A 14132-nucleotide genomic window follows, 5' to 3' on the forward strand; every position below is an offset into this window, starting at 1 on the left:
GAACCGCCCCTTTTTCAATGGAAGTCGACCTCCGGGTCGCGCAGCGCCGCCAGATGCGGTCGGGTGAACATCCTGCCCCGCTCCGCCCAGAAGACGGTCAGGAAGGACAGGCTGCCAAAGACCAGCAACCCCAGCGTGAAGGGAAGGGTGGTGCCGTCGAAGGCGCGGCCGACGATGCTGCCCAGCGTCACCGAAACGGCGGTGGTCAGAAACGCCTGAAAGGAAGAGGCGGCCCCCGCGCCCTTGTGGAATGGCTCCATCGATATGGCGCTGAAATTGGACGCGGTGAAGGCGATGGTCATCATCGTCATCGCCTGCAGCAGCATGAACGTGACCAACGTCTCGCGCCCGGCCAGGATGACGGTCAGGTGGATCAGCGCTACCAGGATGAAGACCAGCAGCGCCCCCTGGCTCATCCGTCGCGCGCCGAATCGCGATACCAGCCGGCTGTTGACCAGGCTCCCTATGCCCATGCAGCCGGCGATGCAGGCAAAGGCGATCGGGAAAATCTTCTGCGCGTCGAACACGTCGAAGAAGATCTGCTGTACCGACAGGATGAAGCCGATCAGCCCGCTCATCACCACGCCGCTCGCGAGCATATAGCCGATCGCGCTGCGCGTCCGCACGATGGTGCCGACGGTGTGCAGCAGCGCTCCCGGGGTGATTGCCACCCGGTTTTCCGGCAACAGCGTTTCGGGCAGCCGCACTAGCATCCATGTCAGGATCAGGCTGGCAAGGATCACCAGCACCCAGAATATCCAGCGCCACGGCGCGACCCACAATATCGCCTGCCCGAAACTGGGCGCCATGACCGGGATCAGCATGAAGACGGCAAAGATCAGCGACATCACCCGCGCCATGGCGTCGCCCCGGAACCGGTCCCGGATGATGCCTACCGTGATGACGCGACTTGCCCCGGCGAAGAAGCCCGCGCTCCCCCGTCCGATCAGCATCATGGCGAAACTGTGCGCGCCCGCGCAGGCGATGCTCGACAGGATGAACAGCGCCATGGCGCTGCCCAGCACCTTCTTGCGCCCGAATCGGTCGGAAAGGACGCCGAACAGCAGCGATCCGATGCCCAGTCCGGCGAAATAGACGCTGATGATCAACTGCCGGTCATTGGGGTGCGGGATCGCCAGGTCGCGACCGATGGCGGGCAGCGCCGGCAGCATCGGATCGATCGACAGCGCGTTCATCGCCATCAGGCAGGCGCAAAGCAGCACGAATTCGCGGAAATGAATGTCGCGCGCCGGCGCCGTCGGAGAAGCAGGCGTCCTGGTCATGGGGGCGGCTATGCGGACAATGATCCGCTTGCACTAGTCCTTATGTGCTGCGGATCGTCAGAAAACCGCTCCGGCCAATCCACGATAAGCCGTCGCCCGGATGGCAAATATCGCGTTAACCATTTTTTATGGCTTCCCGGTCCAACCTGCCGCTCGTGGAAAAGGGGGTTCATTCCATTGAGCTAGGACGGAACAGGGAAAGTCATCATGGGTAACAGCATCAAGAGCGCGCAATTTCTGATGGAAGCCCGCCTGTCGCGGGCGGCATATGGTTCGGCCGATGAATGTTACGATCTGGGCATGGCCTATTGCTGCGGCGATGGCGGCATGCCGATCGACCTCATTGAAGCGCACAAATGGTTCAACCTTGCGGCCCTGCGCGGCAGTGAGGAAGGACAGGCGATGCGCGCCGAGATCGCCGAGGAAATGACCGCGCGCGAGATTGCCGAGGCCCAACGCGCGGCCCGCGCCATGATCGCCGCGACCCAGCTGCGCGCCGCCTGATCAACCGTCCTTCCTGAACGGCGTTCGTTCGTTCAGCCAGAGACGGTCCTGCCGCACGCCTTCGCGTTCCTGCTCCAGGAATTCGGTGATGGCACGGCGGAATCCGTCATGCGGAATATGATGGGCCGACCATGTCGGTTCGGGCGCATAGCCCCGAGCCAGCTTGTGCCCGCCCTGCGCGCCGGCCTCCACCTTGCGCATCCCGCGCGCGATGGCGGCGTCGATCGCCTGATAATAGCATAGCTCGAAATGCAGGTTGGGCACCTCCTCGACGCATCCCCAATAGCGGCCATACAACGTATCCGCGCCGATCAGGTTGAGCGCGCCAGCGATCGCGCGCCCGTCCCGCAGCGCGAGAATGAGCAAAACTTTGTCGCCCATCATCTCGCCCAGCAGGGAAAAGAAGGCACGGGTCAGATAGGGGCGCCCCCATTTGCGCGCGCCGGTATCCTGATAGAATTGCCAGAAGATATCCCAGTGCGCCTCTGTGATATCGCCGCCGGTCAGGTGTACGATCTCCAGTCCCTCAACAGCACGCCGCCTTTCCTTGCGAATATTCTTGCGCTTCTCGCTCGACAGGTCGGCCAGGAAATCGTTGAAGCTGCCATAGCCCCGGTTGCTCCAGTGGAACTGGCTGTCCTCACGGATCAGCCAGCCGGCCGCTTCGAATAGAGGCACCTGCGCTTGGTCGATGAACGTCGCATGCGCCGACGATAGGCCATGCCGTTCGACCAGCGTTTCGATGCCGGCGATCAGGGCAGGCCCGGCGGCCGGGTCGCGCAGCAGCAGGCGGGGGCCGGGCACCGGCGAGAAGGGCGCGGCGACCTGAATCTTCGGATAGTAGCGCCCACCAGCCCTGGTCCAGGCATCGGCCCAGCCATGGTCGAACACATATTCGCCCTGGCTGTGGCTCTTGCCATAAGCCGGCGCAGCCGCCGCGATCTTCCCGTCCGCGCCGTCGATCACGATAGGCAAGGGTTGCCACCCGCTGTCGCCGCCGACGCTGCCCGATCGTTCCAGGGCAACCAGAAAATCCCAGCTGACGAACGGGTTGCCGCCGCCCGCGCAGGCGTCCCACTCTTCGCGCGGGAAATCCGCCACGCCCGCCCCAATCCGCGCCGTCACTTCAGTCACGCGCCGCCTCGAAAATGATCTGGTCGGCATGGCGGGCGGCCCGTTCATGATCGGCCGTGCAGCGCACGGTCCACGTCAGCACGGGCATGCCTCGCGCCCGTGCGCGGCGGGAAAGGGCAGTGGGAAGATCGCGAATGTCACAGGCTAGAAAATCGGGTCTGGCAATCCAAAGCGCAAGGGCCTGTTCCACTGCCCTTCGCAATCGACCCTTCCCTTGCAGGGTCAGGACCAGGCCGCGACGTTGTCCATTTCGCTGTCTCGCAAACCAGCGCACCACATGGGGATTGAAGGACATGATGGCGACTGGCGCCGCTTCATGGCCGGCCAGAGCATCGGCTACGCCTTGGCAGAGAGCGCGGACCTGCGCCCCTTCCGCCTTGATTTCGACCAGCAGGGGCGTGCGGTCGCCGCATAGGGCAAGGAGCGCGGAGAGACGCGGCACCACGCCTCCATCCGGCAGGCGCATATCGTCCAGTGCATCGGCGTCCAGCGTCGCTATCGCCTCCGCGCGCCCACTCATGCGCTGCAGATCGACGTCGTGGAAGACGAAGGGAACGCCATCGCGGCTGACGCGCACATCGCATTCGACGCCGTAGCAAGCGGCGATGGCGGCTTTGAAGGCCGCCATCCCATTCTCGCTCGCGTCCGGTCCATGCAACCCGCGATGGGCGAAGGGGCGGGCAGTCAGCCAGCCCGTGTCAGCCCTTCTGCCGGAAGCCGCAGGCGCGTCAGGCGGCAGGCCTGACAAGCACCACCGCGTCGATCTCTACCGCAGCGCCCAGCGGCAGCACGGGCACGCCCACTGCGCTGCGGGCATGCTTGCCTGCCTCGCCAAACACTTCAACCATCAGTTCCGACGCACCGTTCGCGACCTTGGGCTGATCCGTGAAGGTCGGCGCGCTGGAAATGAACGCGCCCAGCTTCACGATCCGCTCGACCCGGTCCAGCGATCCCAGCGCCGCCTTCATTTGGGCGATGAGGTTGAGGCCGCAAGCGCGCGCAGCCGCGACGCCATAGTCCAGGTCGCGGTCCTCGCCCAGCCGGCCGGTCATCAGACCGTCCGGGCCCAGCGCGATCTGCCCGCTGATGTGCAGCATGCCGTTGATCTCGACCGTCGGGACATAGGCGGCCACCGGGGCGGCGGCTTGGGGCAGGGTGATGCCGAGTTCGGCGAGGCGGGCTTCGATGCTCATGCTACAGTTGCTCCATGGATGGCCGGAAAGTCGTCAGGGGCCGGCCCTTCCGCCAGCCGCTCGATGATCCATTGCTCCGCCGCGGCCCAATTGTCGATGCGGGCGTGGGCATAGGGTGCAGGCGGCACATGGGCCGCAATTTCCGGCTCGCCCACCAGGTGCAGCCGCCATATGCCTGGCGCATGGACGGCGACCGAATGATGATGTTCGGCCAGGTCGTCGATGAACAGCGCGACGCTGGGGCTGCGCTCCGCGACGATCGCGGCCAGCGGCTGTCCCTTGCCGCCCTGGTTCCACTGCACCGGCAGATTCAGGCCGTGCGAAGCGAGTTGATGGGCGCGCGGTTGCTGGTGCCGCTGCGTGATGTTGGTCAGCACGACGATGTCGGCGATCTCGGACAATCGGTGCAGCGCCTCGACAGCGCCGGCGATCGGAGTCTGGCGGTGCATCTCCGTCTCGAAAAAGCCCAGCAGCAGTTCCCACACGGCGGCGCGCTCCAGCGGCTGCCCGCTGTCCTTGTGCCGCAGCGCTTCGACGAAGCCGCGCTCGCGCATGTCGAAATGCACGTCATGCGCCTCTTCCAGCCATTGGCGGAAAGGCACGACCATGTGCAGCAGCACCTCGTCGCAATCGGTGATGATGAGCGGGCGGGTCATCGGCCCCACCCGTCCCGCGCCAGTCTTTCCTGTGCGGCGATGAGCGCGGCCGGGGTCGATCCGATCGCGTCGGCGCAGGCGATCAGGTCCGGCTCATGATCCGCCAGGAATGCCAGCACCGCCGCCAGCACGACCGGATTGTCGATGCCGGCGCGCAGCGCGTCCGCATCCAGCCCGGTCAACGCCAGCAAGCGGTCCGCCCGCGACCCGTCGCTTAACGTCCAGCCCAGCGCCATCAACGCCAACGTGGCGTCCTGCGGACCGCTATCCTGCTTGCCATTCGCATTCTCGGGGCGCATTGTCATTCCCTGCGGGTGGGGCGTCATCGGGCGCGCTCCGGAGCTTTTCTGAAACGCGGGTGACTGGTGGCAAAGCGCGTGCTCGTTGTCGAGGACAACGAACTCAACCTCAAACTTTTTTGCGACCTGCTGCGCGCGCACGGCCATGAAGTGCTGCCTTTGCGCGACGGACGCGACGTGCTTGGCCAAGCGCGCGACTTTCTGCCCGACCTCGTCATTACCGACATCCATCTGCCGCATGTCAGCGGCCTCGACCTCATCATTTCCCTGAAGGCCGACGAGAGGCTGTCGGCCGTGCCGATCATGGCGGTGACCGCCTATGCCGGGCAGGGCGACGAGGAGAGGATTCGCGCCGCCGGCGCGCAAGCCTATGTATCCAAGCCCATTTCCGTCCTGCGTTTCATCGAACAGGTGAACGCCTTGCTTTAGCCGTCATGCTATTGTCACGCGGCTTTCACGCGCCTGCCTTCGTTTCGCAGCGCTGGCGTCATGCCTCTCTGCCACCTCCCCTGCGCCAAGGCGCGGCGTTCCGCCGACAGCCTGAACCACAGGGGTAGTTTTGCATGTCACATCTGACCGACGAGGCGCGCGCGCCGTTCCGCGACGCCGAGCCCACCATCGAACTGGGCGACAACAGTCTGGAAGCCATCGTCGCCGCCAATCCCGGCCGCCGCAGCATCCTGAAGAACGGCCTCATCGGCCTGTCCATGCTGCCGCTGCTCGGCACGCTTGCTGCCTGCGGCGATGATGATGACGCCGCTGACCCCAGCCCGACCCCCACGCCGACCCCGGCTCCTGCGCCCAGCTATGCGATCAACTTCGCATCGGTCGCGATCAACACCAACGACACCGTCACCGTGCCCACCGGCTACACCGTGGACGTCCTGCTGAAGGCCGGCGATCTGGTCGAAGCCGGCACCGCCTTCGCGCCCGGCACCTTCCCCACCAGCGTCAGCCAGACCGCGGCGTGGGCGGGCGGCAACCATGACGGCATGGAATATTTCGAACTGTCCGGCACGGATCCCAATGTGGGCGGCCTGCTCGCCATCAACCATGAATATCCCGACCTCAACATCCTGTTTTCCGGCGCATCCTACAATGCCGCCACCGCCACCCAGGCGCAGAAGGAGATCGTCCTGTCGGCAGTCGGCATCAGCGTGGTCGAAGTCGCCAAGGGCAGCGACGGCAAGTTTGCGGTGAAGGCCGGGTCGCGCTTCAACAAGCGCTACAGCGGCAACACCGACTATCGCGTGGGCGGCCCCGCCGCCGGAGTCATCGGCACCACCATTCGCGGCATGCTGAACAATTGCGCCAGCGGCCGCACGCCGTGGGGCACCTATCTCACCTGCGAGGAAACGACGAACAACTATTTCGATCCGAGCCGCGCCGCCAACGGCTATGGCTGGGTGGTCGAAATCGACCCCTATCAGGAACTCGCCCAGCCGACCAAGCGCACCGCCATGGGTCGCTTCAGCCACGAAAACGTCGCTTACCTCAGCAATGCCAGCAACCGCGTCGCCTTTTACATGGGGGATGATTCGACGCCGGGTTGCATCTACAAGTTCGTGCCCGCCGACGCATTCAGCACCACCAACCGCGCCGCCAACACCAACCTGCTCGACTATGGCACGCTCTATGTCGCGCGCTTCAATGCGGACGGCACGGGCGAATGGCGCGCGTTGGTGCAGGGTCAGAACGGCCTCGTGCCCGGTGCCGTCGATCCTGGCAACGTCAGCCAGTCGACCACGCCGCCCGCGCCGGTGACCGTCAATTTCGCCACCCAGTCGGACGTTCTCATCAACTGCCAGTCGGCAGCGCGCGTCGCTGGCGGCACGATCATGGACCGGCCGGAATGGATCACGGTCGCGCCCAACGGGCAGTCGATCTTCGTGACGCTCACCAACAACAGCGGCCGCCGCGTGACCGACGCGCCCAATCCGCGCGTCCAGAATCTTCACGGGCATATCCTGAAATTCCGGGAAAATGGCGACTCGCCGCTGGCGACCGGCTTCACCTGGGAAATCTTCCTGCTGGCTGGCAACCCGTCGCTCACGGAAGCCAATCTCAAGGGCAATATCAGCGGCGACTATTTCTCCAGTCCCGATGGCCTGCGCATCGATCCGCAGGGTCGCCTCTGGGTCCAGACCGACCATAATCTGACCGGCAATGCGGGCACCCTGAGCGGCGCGGCGTCCAACATGGTGCAGGCGTTCGGCAACAACGCGATGTTCTACGTCGATCAGAGCACGAAGCAGTCCAAGCGCTTCCTCGTCGGGCCGACCGGCTGCGAGATCACCGGCATCGCCTATACGCCGGACCTCAAGTCCTTCTTCATCAACATCCAACACCCCGACGGCAACTGGCCGGTGTCGGGCCAGCCGCCGCGCTCCTCGACCATCGTGGTGCGTCGCACGGACGGCCAGCCGGTCGGCAACTGACGGCGGCGGCAGGAAACGGGAAGGGGGGAGCGTCCCGGTGGACGCTACCCCCCTTTCTTTTGCCCAGAGCTGGCTGACGCGCAGCAAACAGCAAAAGGCCCGCTCCTCCACAGGGCGGGCCTTTTGCTGTTCGGACATCCGATCAGGCGCGCGGGCGCGAAGCCCGCAGCGGCTTACTTGATCTTGGCTTCCTTGAACTCGACATGCTTGCGCGCGACCGGGTCATACTTGCGGAAGCTCAGCTTCTCGGTCTTGGTGCGCGGATTCTTCTTGGTGACGTAGAAGAAGCCAGTGTCAGCCGAGCTGACGAGACGGATCTTGACGGTTGCCGGCTTGGCCATGGCCCTATTCCCTGGTCTTTAAAATGCGTAAAAAGAAAAGCGGCTCGCCATTGGTGAGTGGCGGACCGCCCCGTTTCAGCCGTGCCCCATGATCCAGATTCGACCCGATGTCAAGGCTGGCGCACGGATCTTTCCCGCCGCGGGTGAGGCTTTACGCACCTTTAAACAATCCGCGCCATGATCGTCTTTCAGGGGCACAAGGGGAAGCAACCCATGCGACATGATCCGATACAGGCTATCCTGGCCGACCTGATGCGCCGGGTGGACGGGGTAGCCGACCAGCGCGGTCATCTATCCGCTGCCCGCGTGCAGGATGAGGTCGATCAGATTCGCCACATCGCCCGGATTGCCGGCTTCGACAGGATAGAGGCCCTAGCCGGCACGCTGGAAACGGCCCTGTCGCTCCAGGGTCTGGCGCCCATCATGCTTTCCTATCTCGACCTGTTGCGCGACGCCATCGGGGACGAGAGGACGAGTGCCGTCATCCTGCCGGTCCCGCCCCGCATCCCGACCGCCGCTTCGCCGCTCCACGCCTGAACGCCACTGCCCGATGGACGCCCTGCTGACCGCGCTGCTCGGCTGCCTGCTGGGCGAAATGGGCGACAAGAGCCAGCTGCTGGTCGCCGCGCTCGCCGCCCGCTATGACCGGAACGGCGCGGTGATCGCCGGCGTCGTCGTCGCCGCCCTTGCCAATGCCGCCCTGTCCACCCTTGCGGGGGCGTGGATCGGCCCGATGCTCGGGTCCGACGCACGGCTGCTGTTCCTGGCGCTATCCATCCTCTTCCTTGGCGCAGGCCTGCTCTGGCGCGTATCGCCTCCCGCCTTGCTGACGGGCTGGCCGACCGGGCCTTTCCTCACCACCGCGCTCGGCCTCTTCATCCTCCAGTTCGGCGACGGCCCGCAATTCCTGATCCTGGGGACGGCCACACGCTCGGCGCAGCCTGTGCTTGCCGGCATCGGCGGCACCATCGGCATCCTTGCCGCGCTCGTGCCTGCGGTTCTCCTGCGCGACCGGCTCTTCGCCCTACTGCCGACGCGCCCCATCCGGCTGAGTGGCGGCGCGATCCTGCTTTTGACCGGCGCGACCCTGGCGCTCTCCGCCACCGGCCTTCTCTGATCGAATATCTGGATCAGGCTGATCGCGATTCTGCAGCAAAAAAATAGGCACCGAATCCTGTCCCGATCATTATATGTCCGAAATCATTTCCGGACAGGAGAACATGGATGACGGCTCCCGATCTCAAGACGCCTACCGATCTCAAGAGCAACCAGACCAAATCGGTTGCCGACGCGCTCAACGGCGCGCTGGCGGATAGCTATGCCCTCTACCTCAAGACCAAGAATTTCCACTGGCACGTTTCTGGCCCACATTTCCGCGACTATCACCTGATGTTCGACGAGCAGGCGACGGAGATCCTTGCCACGACCGACCTGATCGCTGAGCGCGTCCGCAAGACCGGCAACACCACCTTGCGCTCGATTGGCGACATCGCACGGCACCAAAGCGTCAAGGACAATGACGCAGAATTCGTCAGTCCGGCCGACATGCTGAAGGAATTGCGCGACGACAATCTGGCGCTGGTCGAAACCTTCCGCGCTGTGAAGGCCGCCGCCACCGAAGCCGGCGACAACGCGACCGAAGGCATCGTGGACGACTGGACCGATCAGGCCGAACAGCGCGCCTGGTTCCTGTTCGAAGCCGCCCGCGGGGCGTAACAGGCTTCTTCCCCGTTCGGTTCGCGCTTGTCGGGAACCGAACGGAGGAGGATCAGGCCTCGCCCGCCACGTCGATCCCGACGATCTCCACCGCCTCCGCCCTCCCCACGAAATCGACCCGCTCGCCTGGCTCTGCGTCCATCATCGCGCGGGCGAGGGGCGAGGTGAAGCTGATCCGCCCTTCATTCGGGTCGGCCTCATCGTCGCCGACGATGACGACCGACTTCTCCCCCCCGTTCAGCCGGTAGGTCACACGCGACCCGAACGCGACCGCCGTGCCGTCGGGCACCGGCCGCACTTCCGCCGTCGCCAGACGCGTGCGCCAGTAGCGCAAATCGCGTTTATGCTTCTTCGCCGCATCTTCCTCCAGAGCGGCGGCATCAACCGCTTCCAGCGCCTCGACCTTCTCCCGCGTCAGCCGCAATCCGCGCGCCGTCACCCAGTTGGGGCCGGGCGGGATCGGCAGCTCGAACTTGGGCTCCATATGCTCGTCGTCGCTCTCGCGACGAAAGGCGACGCTCATTTCGTATCCTCATCAAACAGCCCCGCCAGCTGTTCGACCATCGTGCCGCCCAGTTGTTCCGCATCCATGATGGTGACGGCGCGGCGGTAATAGCGGGTCACGTCATGGCCGATGCCGATCGCGACGAGCTGCACCGGCGACCGGTTCTCAATCCATTCGATCACCTGCCGCAGATGCCGCTCCAGATAGGTGCCGCTGTTGACCGACAGGGTGGAATCATCCACCGGCGCGCCGTCGGAAATGACCATCAGGATGCGCCGCTCCTCCGGCCGCGCGATCAGGCGCGCGTGCGCCCACAGCAGCGCCTCGCCGTCGATATTCTCCTTGAGCAGCCCCTCGCGCATCATGAGGCCCAGATTCTTGCGCGCGCGACGCCATGGGTCATCCGCCTTCTTGTAGACGATGTGGCGCAGGTCGTTGAGGCGCCCCGGCATCGGCGGCCGCCCGGCGGCAAGCCATTCCTCGCGTGCCTGTCCGCCCTTCCACGCGCGGGTGGTGAAGCCCAATATCTCGGTCTTGACCCCGCACCGCTCCAGCGTGCGCGCCATGATGTCGGCGCTGATCGCCGCTATGCTGATCGGCCGCCCGCGCATCGAACCTGAATTGTCGATCAGCAGCGTGACGACGGTGTCGCGAAACTCGGTGTCCCGCTCGATCTTGTAGGACAGCGAGCGCGTGGGATCGATCACGATCCGCGCCAGCCGCGCCGCGTCGAGCAGCCCTTCCTCCTGGTCGAAATCCCACGACCGCGACTGCTGCGCCATCAACCGGCGCTGCAATCGGTTGGCAAGCTTGGTCACCGCACCCTGCAGGCTGACGAGCTGCTGGTCCAGGAAGCCGCGCAGCCGCGCCAACTCGTCGTCGTCGCACAGCTCGTCGGGGCTGACCACCTCGTCGAACTTCGTCGTATAGGCCTTGTAGTCGAAACCGGGCGGCAGGTCGGACATCGGCCGGTTCGGGCGGACGGGCATCATGCCTTCCTCGCCCATGTCATCCGCGCCCTCGTCGCTGTCGGCGTCGAACTCGTCGCTATAGTCGGTTTCGCCGTCCTCCGTGTCGCCGCCCTTGTCCTCGGCGCGCGCCTCGGCGTTCATGTCGCTGTCGCCGGCCTCCTCCTGGCCGCTCTCGCCTTCCTCCTGCTGGTCTTCCTGATCCTCGCCCTCGTCCTCGCTCTCCGGCTCCTCGGTGTCGGGCGGCACGTCGGCGTCGATCAGCTGCAGATGCTCCAGCATCGCGGTGGTCAGCTTCTGGAAGGCACGCTGGTCGTCGATGGCGAGCATCAGCGAATCGAGATCGCCGCCCGCCTTGTCCTCGATCCACTGGTCGACCATCGCGACGCCCGCAGCCGCTTCCTTGGGGATCGCCTGCCCCGTCAGCCGCTCGCGCACCTTGAGCGCCAGCGCCGTGGACAGCGGCACTTCGTCGGCGGCGCGCGCCCGGCGGATCGCGTCGGACTTGAGGCGCAGGTCCAGCGCATGGTTAAGATTGTCCCGCACGCCCAGCATGGACCGCGAGCCGATCGCCTCCACCCGCGCCTGCTCGACCGCGTCGAATACCGCGCGCGCGACGGCCTCGCCGGGCGCGGAGGCGGCATGGACGCGCGCATCGTGATGCCGCAGCTTCAGCGCCAATGCATCGGCGAAGCCCCGTGCCAGCGCCACCTGATCGGCGGGCAGTGCCCGGCCGGGCGTCGGCACCTTGATCGCCTTGCCGGCGGCGTGCGGCGTGTCGGCGGTGAAGCCGACCTCCACCTCCGCATCGCGCGTGATCGCACGCGCCGCGCCGGACAGCACATCCTTGAAGGCGTCGAGGGGTGAGCGCTCGGTCATAGCGTCAACAGTGCCGCGCGCAGGGCCGCACGGGCATCGGCATCGACGCCCAGCGTTTCCCGCAAATAGCCGTCCACGCCGCCATGCCGCGCCTCCAGCGTCTCGAATAGCGCGTCGAGATAGGCGGCCTCGGCGCGCAGCACCGGCGTGACGACATCCGCCCGCTGGCGCAGGGCGCGCGCGAGCCGGCTGTCGTTCTGCGCCAGCCGCCATGTCCAGTCGGCGTGATCGTTGGTGGCGAGATAGTCGCGCAGGATCGTCTCGCGCGGCACGTCGAGCGCTGCGAGGATCAGCATCGCGCCGACGCCGGTGCGGTCCTTGCCCGCCGCGCAGTTGATGAGGATCGGCAACCGTCCCTCCAGCATCTGGCGGAACATCGCGCGATAGGAGTCTGCATGATCGGTCGCGATGGTGCGATAGATGCCGATCATCGCGGCGTGCAGGTCGTCCGCCGTGGCATTGTCCGCTCGCAGGATTTCGGTCAGAACGCCGCTCGTTTCGCTATAATCGCGGCAGTAATAATCGACGTCGGGGCCGTGCCAGCTTGTCGGCTCCTCTTGCCGTTCGCCGGGACGGCGCAGGTCGCAGATCGCCCTGATGCCGAGCGTGCGCAGCGCCTGCGCGTCGGCATCGGTCAGCAGCGCCATCGTGCCGGAGCGATAAAGCATCCCCCTGCGCACATGCCGGGCGTCGCGGATCGCATGCCCGCCAAAGTCGCGCAGGTTGAACCCGCTGGCGAGCGGCAGGGGAGCAACCGACGCCACGCTCATATCCGTTCCGGATCGCCGACACGCGGCACGGCGATGGTCTCGATCTCAGTTACGACCTCGCTCATCAGCTTGTGGACCGGGCATTTGGCGGCGACGGCGATCAGCTTGTCATGCTGCTCGTCCGTCAATGGGCCGCCGATCGCGATCCGCGTGGTCAGCCTGTAGACGCCCTGCCGCTCCCGGCTGGCGTCGCGGACGACGCCGACATGAATGTCCTCGACCGGAATGCCGTTGCGCTGGGCGTACCAGAGCATCGTCATCGCCTTGCAGGTGCCGAGCGCCGAGTCATAGAGGTCATGGGGGTCCGGCCCGGCGTCATGGCCGTCGGGCGCGGACATGTCGGCAACGATCTCATGCCCGCGAATGCTGACGCGGTGCGCGGTCCCGCCTTGCGAGTCGATCCGCTCGACGACGATCATCAGTTCGCCCGGCTCGCCACGCTCTCGGGAAGATCCTTCCCGAACACCCGCTGATAATATTCGGCCACCAGCGCCCGCTCCGCCTCGTCGCATTTGTTGAGGAAGGACAGGCGGAAGGCGAAGCCGACATTCTTGAATATCAGCGCATTCTGCGCCCAGCTGATGACGGTGCGTGGGCTCATGACGGTGGAGATGTCGCCATTGACGAAGCCCTGCCGCGTCAGTTCGGCAACCTTGATCATATTCTCGACTTCCTTGCGGCCGCCCTCATGATCATACTCGCCCGACTTCGCCAGCACCACCTGAGCCTCGGTCGCGGCGGGCAGGTAATTGAGCGCCACGACGAGGTTCCAGCGGTCCATCTGCCCCTGGTTGATCTGCTGCGTGCCGTGATAGAGGCCGGTCGTATCCCCAAGGCCCACCGTGTTGGCGGTCGCGAACAGGCGGAAATGCGGATTAGGGCGGATGACCCGGTTCTGGTCGAGCAGCGTCATCTTGCCGTCCGTCTCCAGCACGCGCTGGATCACGAACATGACGTCGGGCCGTCCCGCATCATATTCGTCGAACACCAGAGCGACCGGGCGCTGGAGCGACCAGGGGAGCAGCCCCTCGCGGAATTCCGTCACCTGCTGCCCGTCCTTCAGCACGATGGCGTCACGGCCCACCAGGTCGATGCGGCTGATATGCGCGTCCAGGTTGATGCGGATGCACGGCCATTTCAGGCGGGCGGCGACCTGTTCGATATGGCTCGACTTGCCGGTGCCGTGATAGCCCTGCACCATGACGCGGCGGTTGTAGGCAAAACCCGCCAGGATCGCGAGCGTGGTGTCGGGGTCGAACACATAGGCGGGGTCGAGGTCCGGCACGCGCTCGTCGGCCTGGCTGAAAGCCGGGATTTTCATATCGACGTCGACGCCGAACACCTCCCGCGCGTCCACCTCGCGGTCGGGCGCGTCGAGCAGCGTATCGGCGCGGGCGTCGGGCTGGACGTTGGAAATGTCGGTCATCGAGAGTCATCTTTCTGCGA

The 14132-nt window shown here is 65.5% G+C and carries 18 protein-coding genes; 6 read left to right on the forward strand and 12 right to left on the reverse strand.

Translation table 11 applies throughout. The annotated features are described in order from the left end of the window. Window positions 1–14 precede the first annotated feature (14 nt). A complete protein-coding gene (locus ACFQ24_RS16420) occupies window positions 15–1283 on the reverse strand; it encodes a multidrug effflux MFS transporter (RefSeq protein ID WP_380913146.1) in 1269 nt (422 codons plus the stop codon). A gap of 207 nt (window positions 1284–1490) precedes the next feature. On the opposite strand from ACFQ24_RS16420, the gene ACFQ24_RS16425 reads away from it, so the two are divergent. Then, the gene (locus ACFQ24_RS16425; RefSeq protein WP_380913148.1) at window positions 1491–1787 is read left to right on the forward strand and encodes a hypothetical protein; all 297 of its coding nucleotides are present in this window, start codon (window positions 1491–1493) and stop codon (window positions 1785–1787) included. Here ACFQ24_RS16425 and ACFQ24_RS16430 read toward each other — a convergent pair whose 3' ends face one another. The 5 genes from ACFQ24_RS16430 to ACFQ24_RS16450 are packed head-to-tail and all read right to left on the reverse strand — an operon-like array spanning window position 1788 to window position 5069. Then, window positions 1788–2921 carry a GNAT family N-acetyltransferase gene (locus ACFQ24_RS16430; RefSeq protein ID WP_380913150.1) on the reverse strand — a complete coding sequence of 378 codons (1134 nt, stop codon included), beginning with the start codon at window positions 2919–2921 and terminating at the stop codon, window positions 1788–1790. Then, window positions 2914–3669, reverse strand: a complete 756-nt coding sequence (locus ACFQ24_RS16435) for a glycerophosphodiester phosphodiesterase family protein (protein ID WP_380913152.1) — start codon at window positions 3667–3669, stop codon at window positions 2914–2916. Before ACFQ24_RS16435 ends, ACFQ24_RS16430 begins: the two co-directional genes overlap by 8 nt. Beyond that, entirely contained in the window at window positions 3650–4114 is a 465-nt protein-coding gene (locus tag ACFQ24_RS16440) for a RidA family protein (protein WP_380913153.1), read from the reverse strand. Before ACFQ24_RS16440 ends, ACFQ24_RS16435 begins: the two co-directional genes overlap by 20 nt. After that, entirely contained in the window at window positions 4111–4770 is a 660-nt protein-coding gene (locus ACFQ24_RS16445) for an HAD family hydrolase (protein ID WP_380913155.1), read from the reverse strand. The genes ACFQ24_RS16440 and ACFQ24_RS16445 overlap by 4 nt, the downstream gene beginning before the upstream one ends. Next, window positions 4767–5069, reverse strand: coding sequence for a DUF3572 domain-containing protein (locus ACFQ24_RS16450; RefSeq protein ID WP_380913157.1), 303 nt, complete (start codon window positions 5067–5069; stop codon window positions 4767–4769). Before ACFQ24_RS16450 ends, ACFQ24_RS16445 begins: the two co-directional genes overlap by 4 nt. Window positions 5070–5135: 66 nt before the next feature. Here ACFQ24_RS16450 and ACFQ24_RS16455 point away from each other — a divergent pair, with 66 nt between their 5' ends. Next, window positions 5136–5498: a response regulator gene (locus ACFQ24_RS16455; protein WP_380913159.1), complete on the forward strand. Its 363-nt coding sequence runs from the start codon at window positions 5136–5138 to the stop codon at window positions 5496–5498. Between the two features lie 134 nt (window positions 5499–5632). Beyond that, window positions 5633–7507 carry a PhoX family protein gene (locus ACFQ24_RS16460; RefSeq protein WP_380913161.1) on the forward strand — a complete coding sequence of 625 codons (1875 nt, stop codon included), beginning with the start codon at window positions 5633–5635 and terminating at the stop codon, window positions 7505–7507. A gap of 173 nt (window positions 7508–7680) precedes the next feature. Here ACFQ24_RS16460 and rpmG read toward each other — a convergent pair whose 3' ends face one another. Further along, window positions 7681–7848 carry a 50S ribosomal protein L33 gene (rpmG, locus tag ACFQ24_RS16465; RefSeq protein WP_021226203.1) on the reverse strand — a complete coding sequence of 56 codons (168 nt, stop codon included), beginning with the start codon at window positions 7846–7848 and terminating at the stop codon, window positions 7681–7683. 213 nt (window positions 7849–8061) lie between these two features. Here rpmG and ACFQ24_RS16470 point away from each other — a divergent pair, with 213 nt between their 5' ends. The 3 genes from ACFQ24_RS16470 (at window position 8062) to ACFQ24_RS16480 (ending at window position 9564) form a co-directional block, all read left to right on the forward strand. Next, window positions 8062–8385 (forward strand): hypothetical protein, encoded by a 324-nt coding sequence (locus ACFQ24_RS16470; protein ID WP_380913163.1) that lies wholly within the window; start codon window positions 8062–8064, stop codon window positions 8383–8385. Window positions 8386–8398: 13 nt separating this feature from the next. Next, complete coding sequence (locus tag ACFQ24_RS16475) at window positions 8399–8965, forward strand: TMEM165/GDT1 family protein (protein ID WP_380913165.1); 567 nt, start codon at window positions 8399–8401, stop codon at window positions 8963–8965. 107 nt (window positions 8966–9072) lie between these two features. After that, window positions 9073–9564: a Dps family protein gene (locus ACFQ24_RS16480; RefSeq protein ID WP_380913167.1), complete on the forward strand. Its 492-nt coding sequence runs from the start codon at window positions 9073–9075 to the stop codon at window positions 9562–9564. A 52-nt stretch (window positions 9565–9616) separates the two neighbouring features. Here the strand turns inward: ACFQ24_RS16480 and ACFQ24_RS16485 are convergent, their stop codons facing one another. From ACFQ24_RS16485 to cobS, 5 genes are read right to left on the reverse strand one after another with little or no spacing between them, the layout of a single operon-like run. Beyond that, window positions 9617–10087, reverse strand: a complete 471-nt coding sequence (locus ACFQ24_RS16485) for a GreA/GreB family elongation factor (protein ID WP_380913169.1) — start codon at window positions 10085–10087, stop codon at window positions 9617–9619. Further along, on the reverse strand, window positions 10084–11916 hold the full coding sequence (gene cobT / locus ACFQ24_RS16490; protein ID WP_380913171.1) for a cobaltochelatase subunit CobT: 1833 nt from the start codon (window positions 11914–11916) through the stop codon (window positions 10084–10086). Before cobT ends, ACFQ24_RS16485 begins: the two co-directional genes overlap by 4 nt. Beyond that, window positions 11913–12686: a tyrosine-protein phosphatase gene (locus ACFQ24_RS16495; protein ID WP_380913174.1), complete on the reverse strand. Its 774-nt coding sequence runs from the start codon at window positions 12684–12686 to the stop codon at window positions 11913–11915. The genes cobT and ACFQ24_RS16495 overlap by 4 nt, the downstream gene beginning before the upstream one ends. Next, window positions 12683–13105 (reverse strand): OsmC family protein, encoded by a 423-nt coding sequence (locus ACFQ24_RS16500; protein ID WP_380913176.1) that lies wholly within the window; start codon window positions 13103–13105, stop codon window positions 12683–12685. The genes ACFQ24_RS16495 and ACFQ24_RS16500 overlap by 4 nt, the downstream gene beginning before the upstream one ends. Next, window positions 13105–14112 carry a cobaltochelatase subunit CobS gene (cobS, locus tag ACFQ24_RS16505; RefSeq protein WP_380913178.1) on the reverse strand — a complete coding sequence of 336 codons (1008 nt, stop codon included), beginning with the start codon at window positions 14110–14112 and terminating at the stop codon, window positions 13105–13107. Before cobS ends, ACFQ24_RS16500 begins: the two co-directional genes overlap by 1 nt. Window positions 14113–14132: the final 20 nt, after the last annotated feature.

Origin of the sequence: Sphingobium olei, from assembly GCF_042678845.1 — a bacterium.
In the GTDB taxonomy this organism is placed as follows: Bacteria; Pseudomonadota; Alphaproteobacteria; order Sphingomonadales; family Sphingomonadaceae; genus Sphingobium; species Sphingobium olei.

Coding starts and splice junctions, on each gene's coding strand:
- ACFQ24_RS16485 (WP_380913169.1), bottom strand. CDS start 10,087: ATGAGCGTCGCCTTTCGTCGCGAGAGCGACGACGAGCATATGGAGCCC.
- cobS (WP_380913178.1), bottom strand. CDS start 14,112: ATGACCGACATTTCCAACGTCCAGCCCGACGCCCGCGCCGATACGCTG.
- ACFQ24_RS16480 (WP_380913167.1), top strand. CDS start 9,073: ATGACGGCTCCCGATCTCAAGACGCCTACCGATCTCAAGAGCAACCAG.
- ACFQ24_RS16470 (WP_380913163.1), top strand. CDS start 8,062: ATGCGACATGATCCGATACAGGCTATCCTGGCCGACCTGATGCGCCGG.
- cobT (WP_380913171.1), bottom strand. CDS start 11,916: ATGACCGAGCGCTCACCCCTCGACGCCTTCAAGGATGTGCTGTCCGGC.
- rpmG (WP_021226203.1), bottom strand. CDS start 7,848: ATGGCCAAGCCGGCAACCGTCAAGATCCGTCTCGTCAGCTCGGCTGAC.
- ACFQ24_RS16420 (WP_380913146.1), bottom strand. CDS start 1,283: ATGACCAGGACGCCTGCTTCTCCGACGGCGCCGGCGCGCGACATTCAT.
- ACFQ24_RS16440 (WP_380913153.1), bottom strand. CDS start 4,114: ATGAGCATCGAAGCCCGCCTCGCCGAACTCGGCATCACCCTGCCCCAA.
- ACFQ24_RS16475 (WP_380913165.1), top strand. CDS start 8,399: ATGGACGCCCTGCTGACCGCGCTGCTCGGCTGCCTGCTGGGCGAAATG.
- ACFQ24_RS16500 (WP_380913176.1), bottom strand. CDS start 13,105: ATGATCGTCGTCGAGCGGATCGACTCGCAAGGCGGGACCGCGCACCGC.
- ACFQ24_RS16425 (WP_380913148.1), top strand. CDS start 1,491: ATGGGTAACAGCATCAAGAGCGCGCAATTTCTGATGGAAGCCCGCCTG.
- ACFQ24_RS16460 (WP_380913161.1), top strand. CDS start 5,633: ATGTCACATCTGACCGACGAGGCGCGCGCGCCGTTCCGCGACGCCGAG.
- ACFQ24_RS16450 (WP_380913157.1), bottom strand. CDS start 5,069: ATGCGCCCCGAGAATGCGAATGGCAAGCAGGATAGCGGTCCGCAGGAC.
- ACFQ24_RS16495 (WP_380913174.1), bottom strand. CDS start 12,686: ATGAGCGTGGCGTCGGTTGCTCCCCTGCCGCTCGCCAGCGGGTTCAAC.
- ACFQ24_RS16445 (WP_380913155.1), bottom strand. CDS start 4,770: ATGACCCGCCCGCTCATCATCACCGATTGCGACGAGGTGCTGCTGCAC.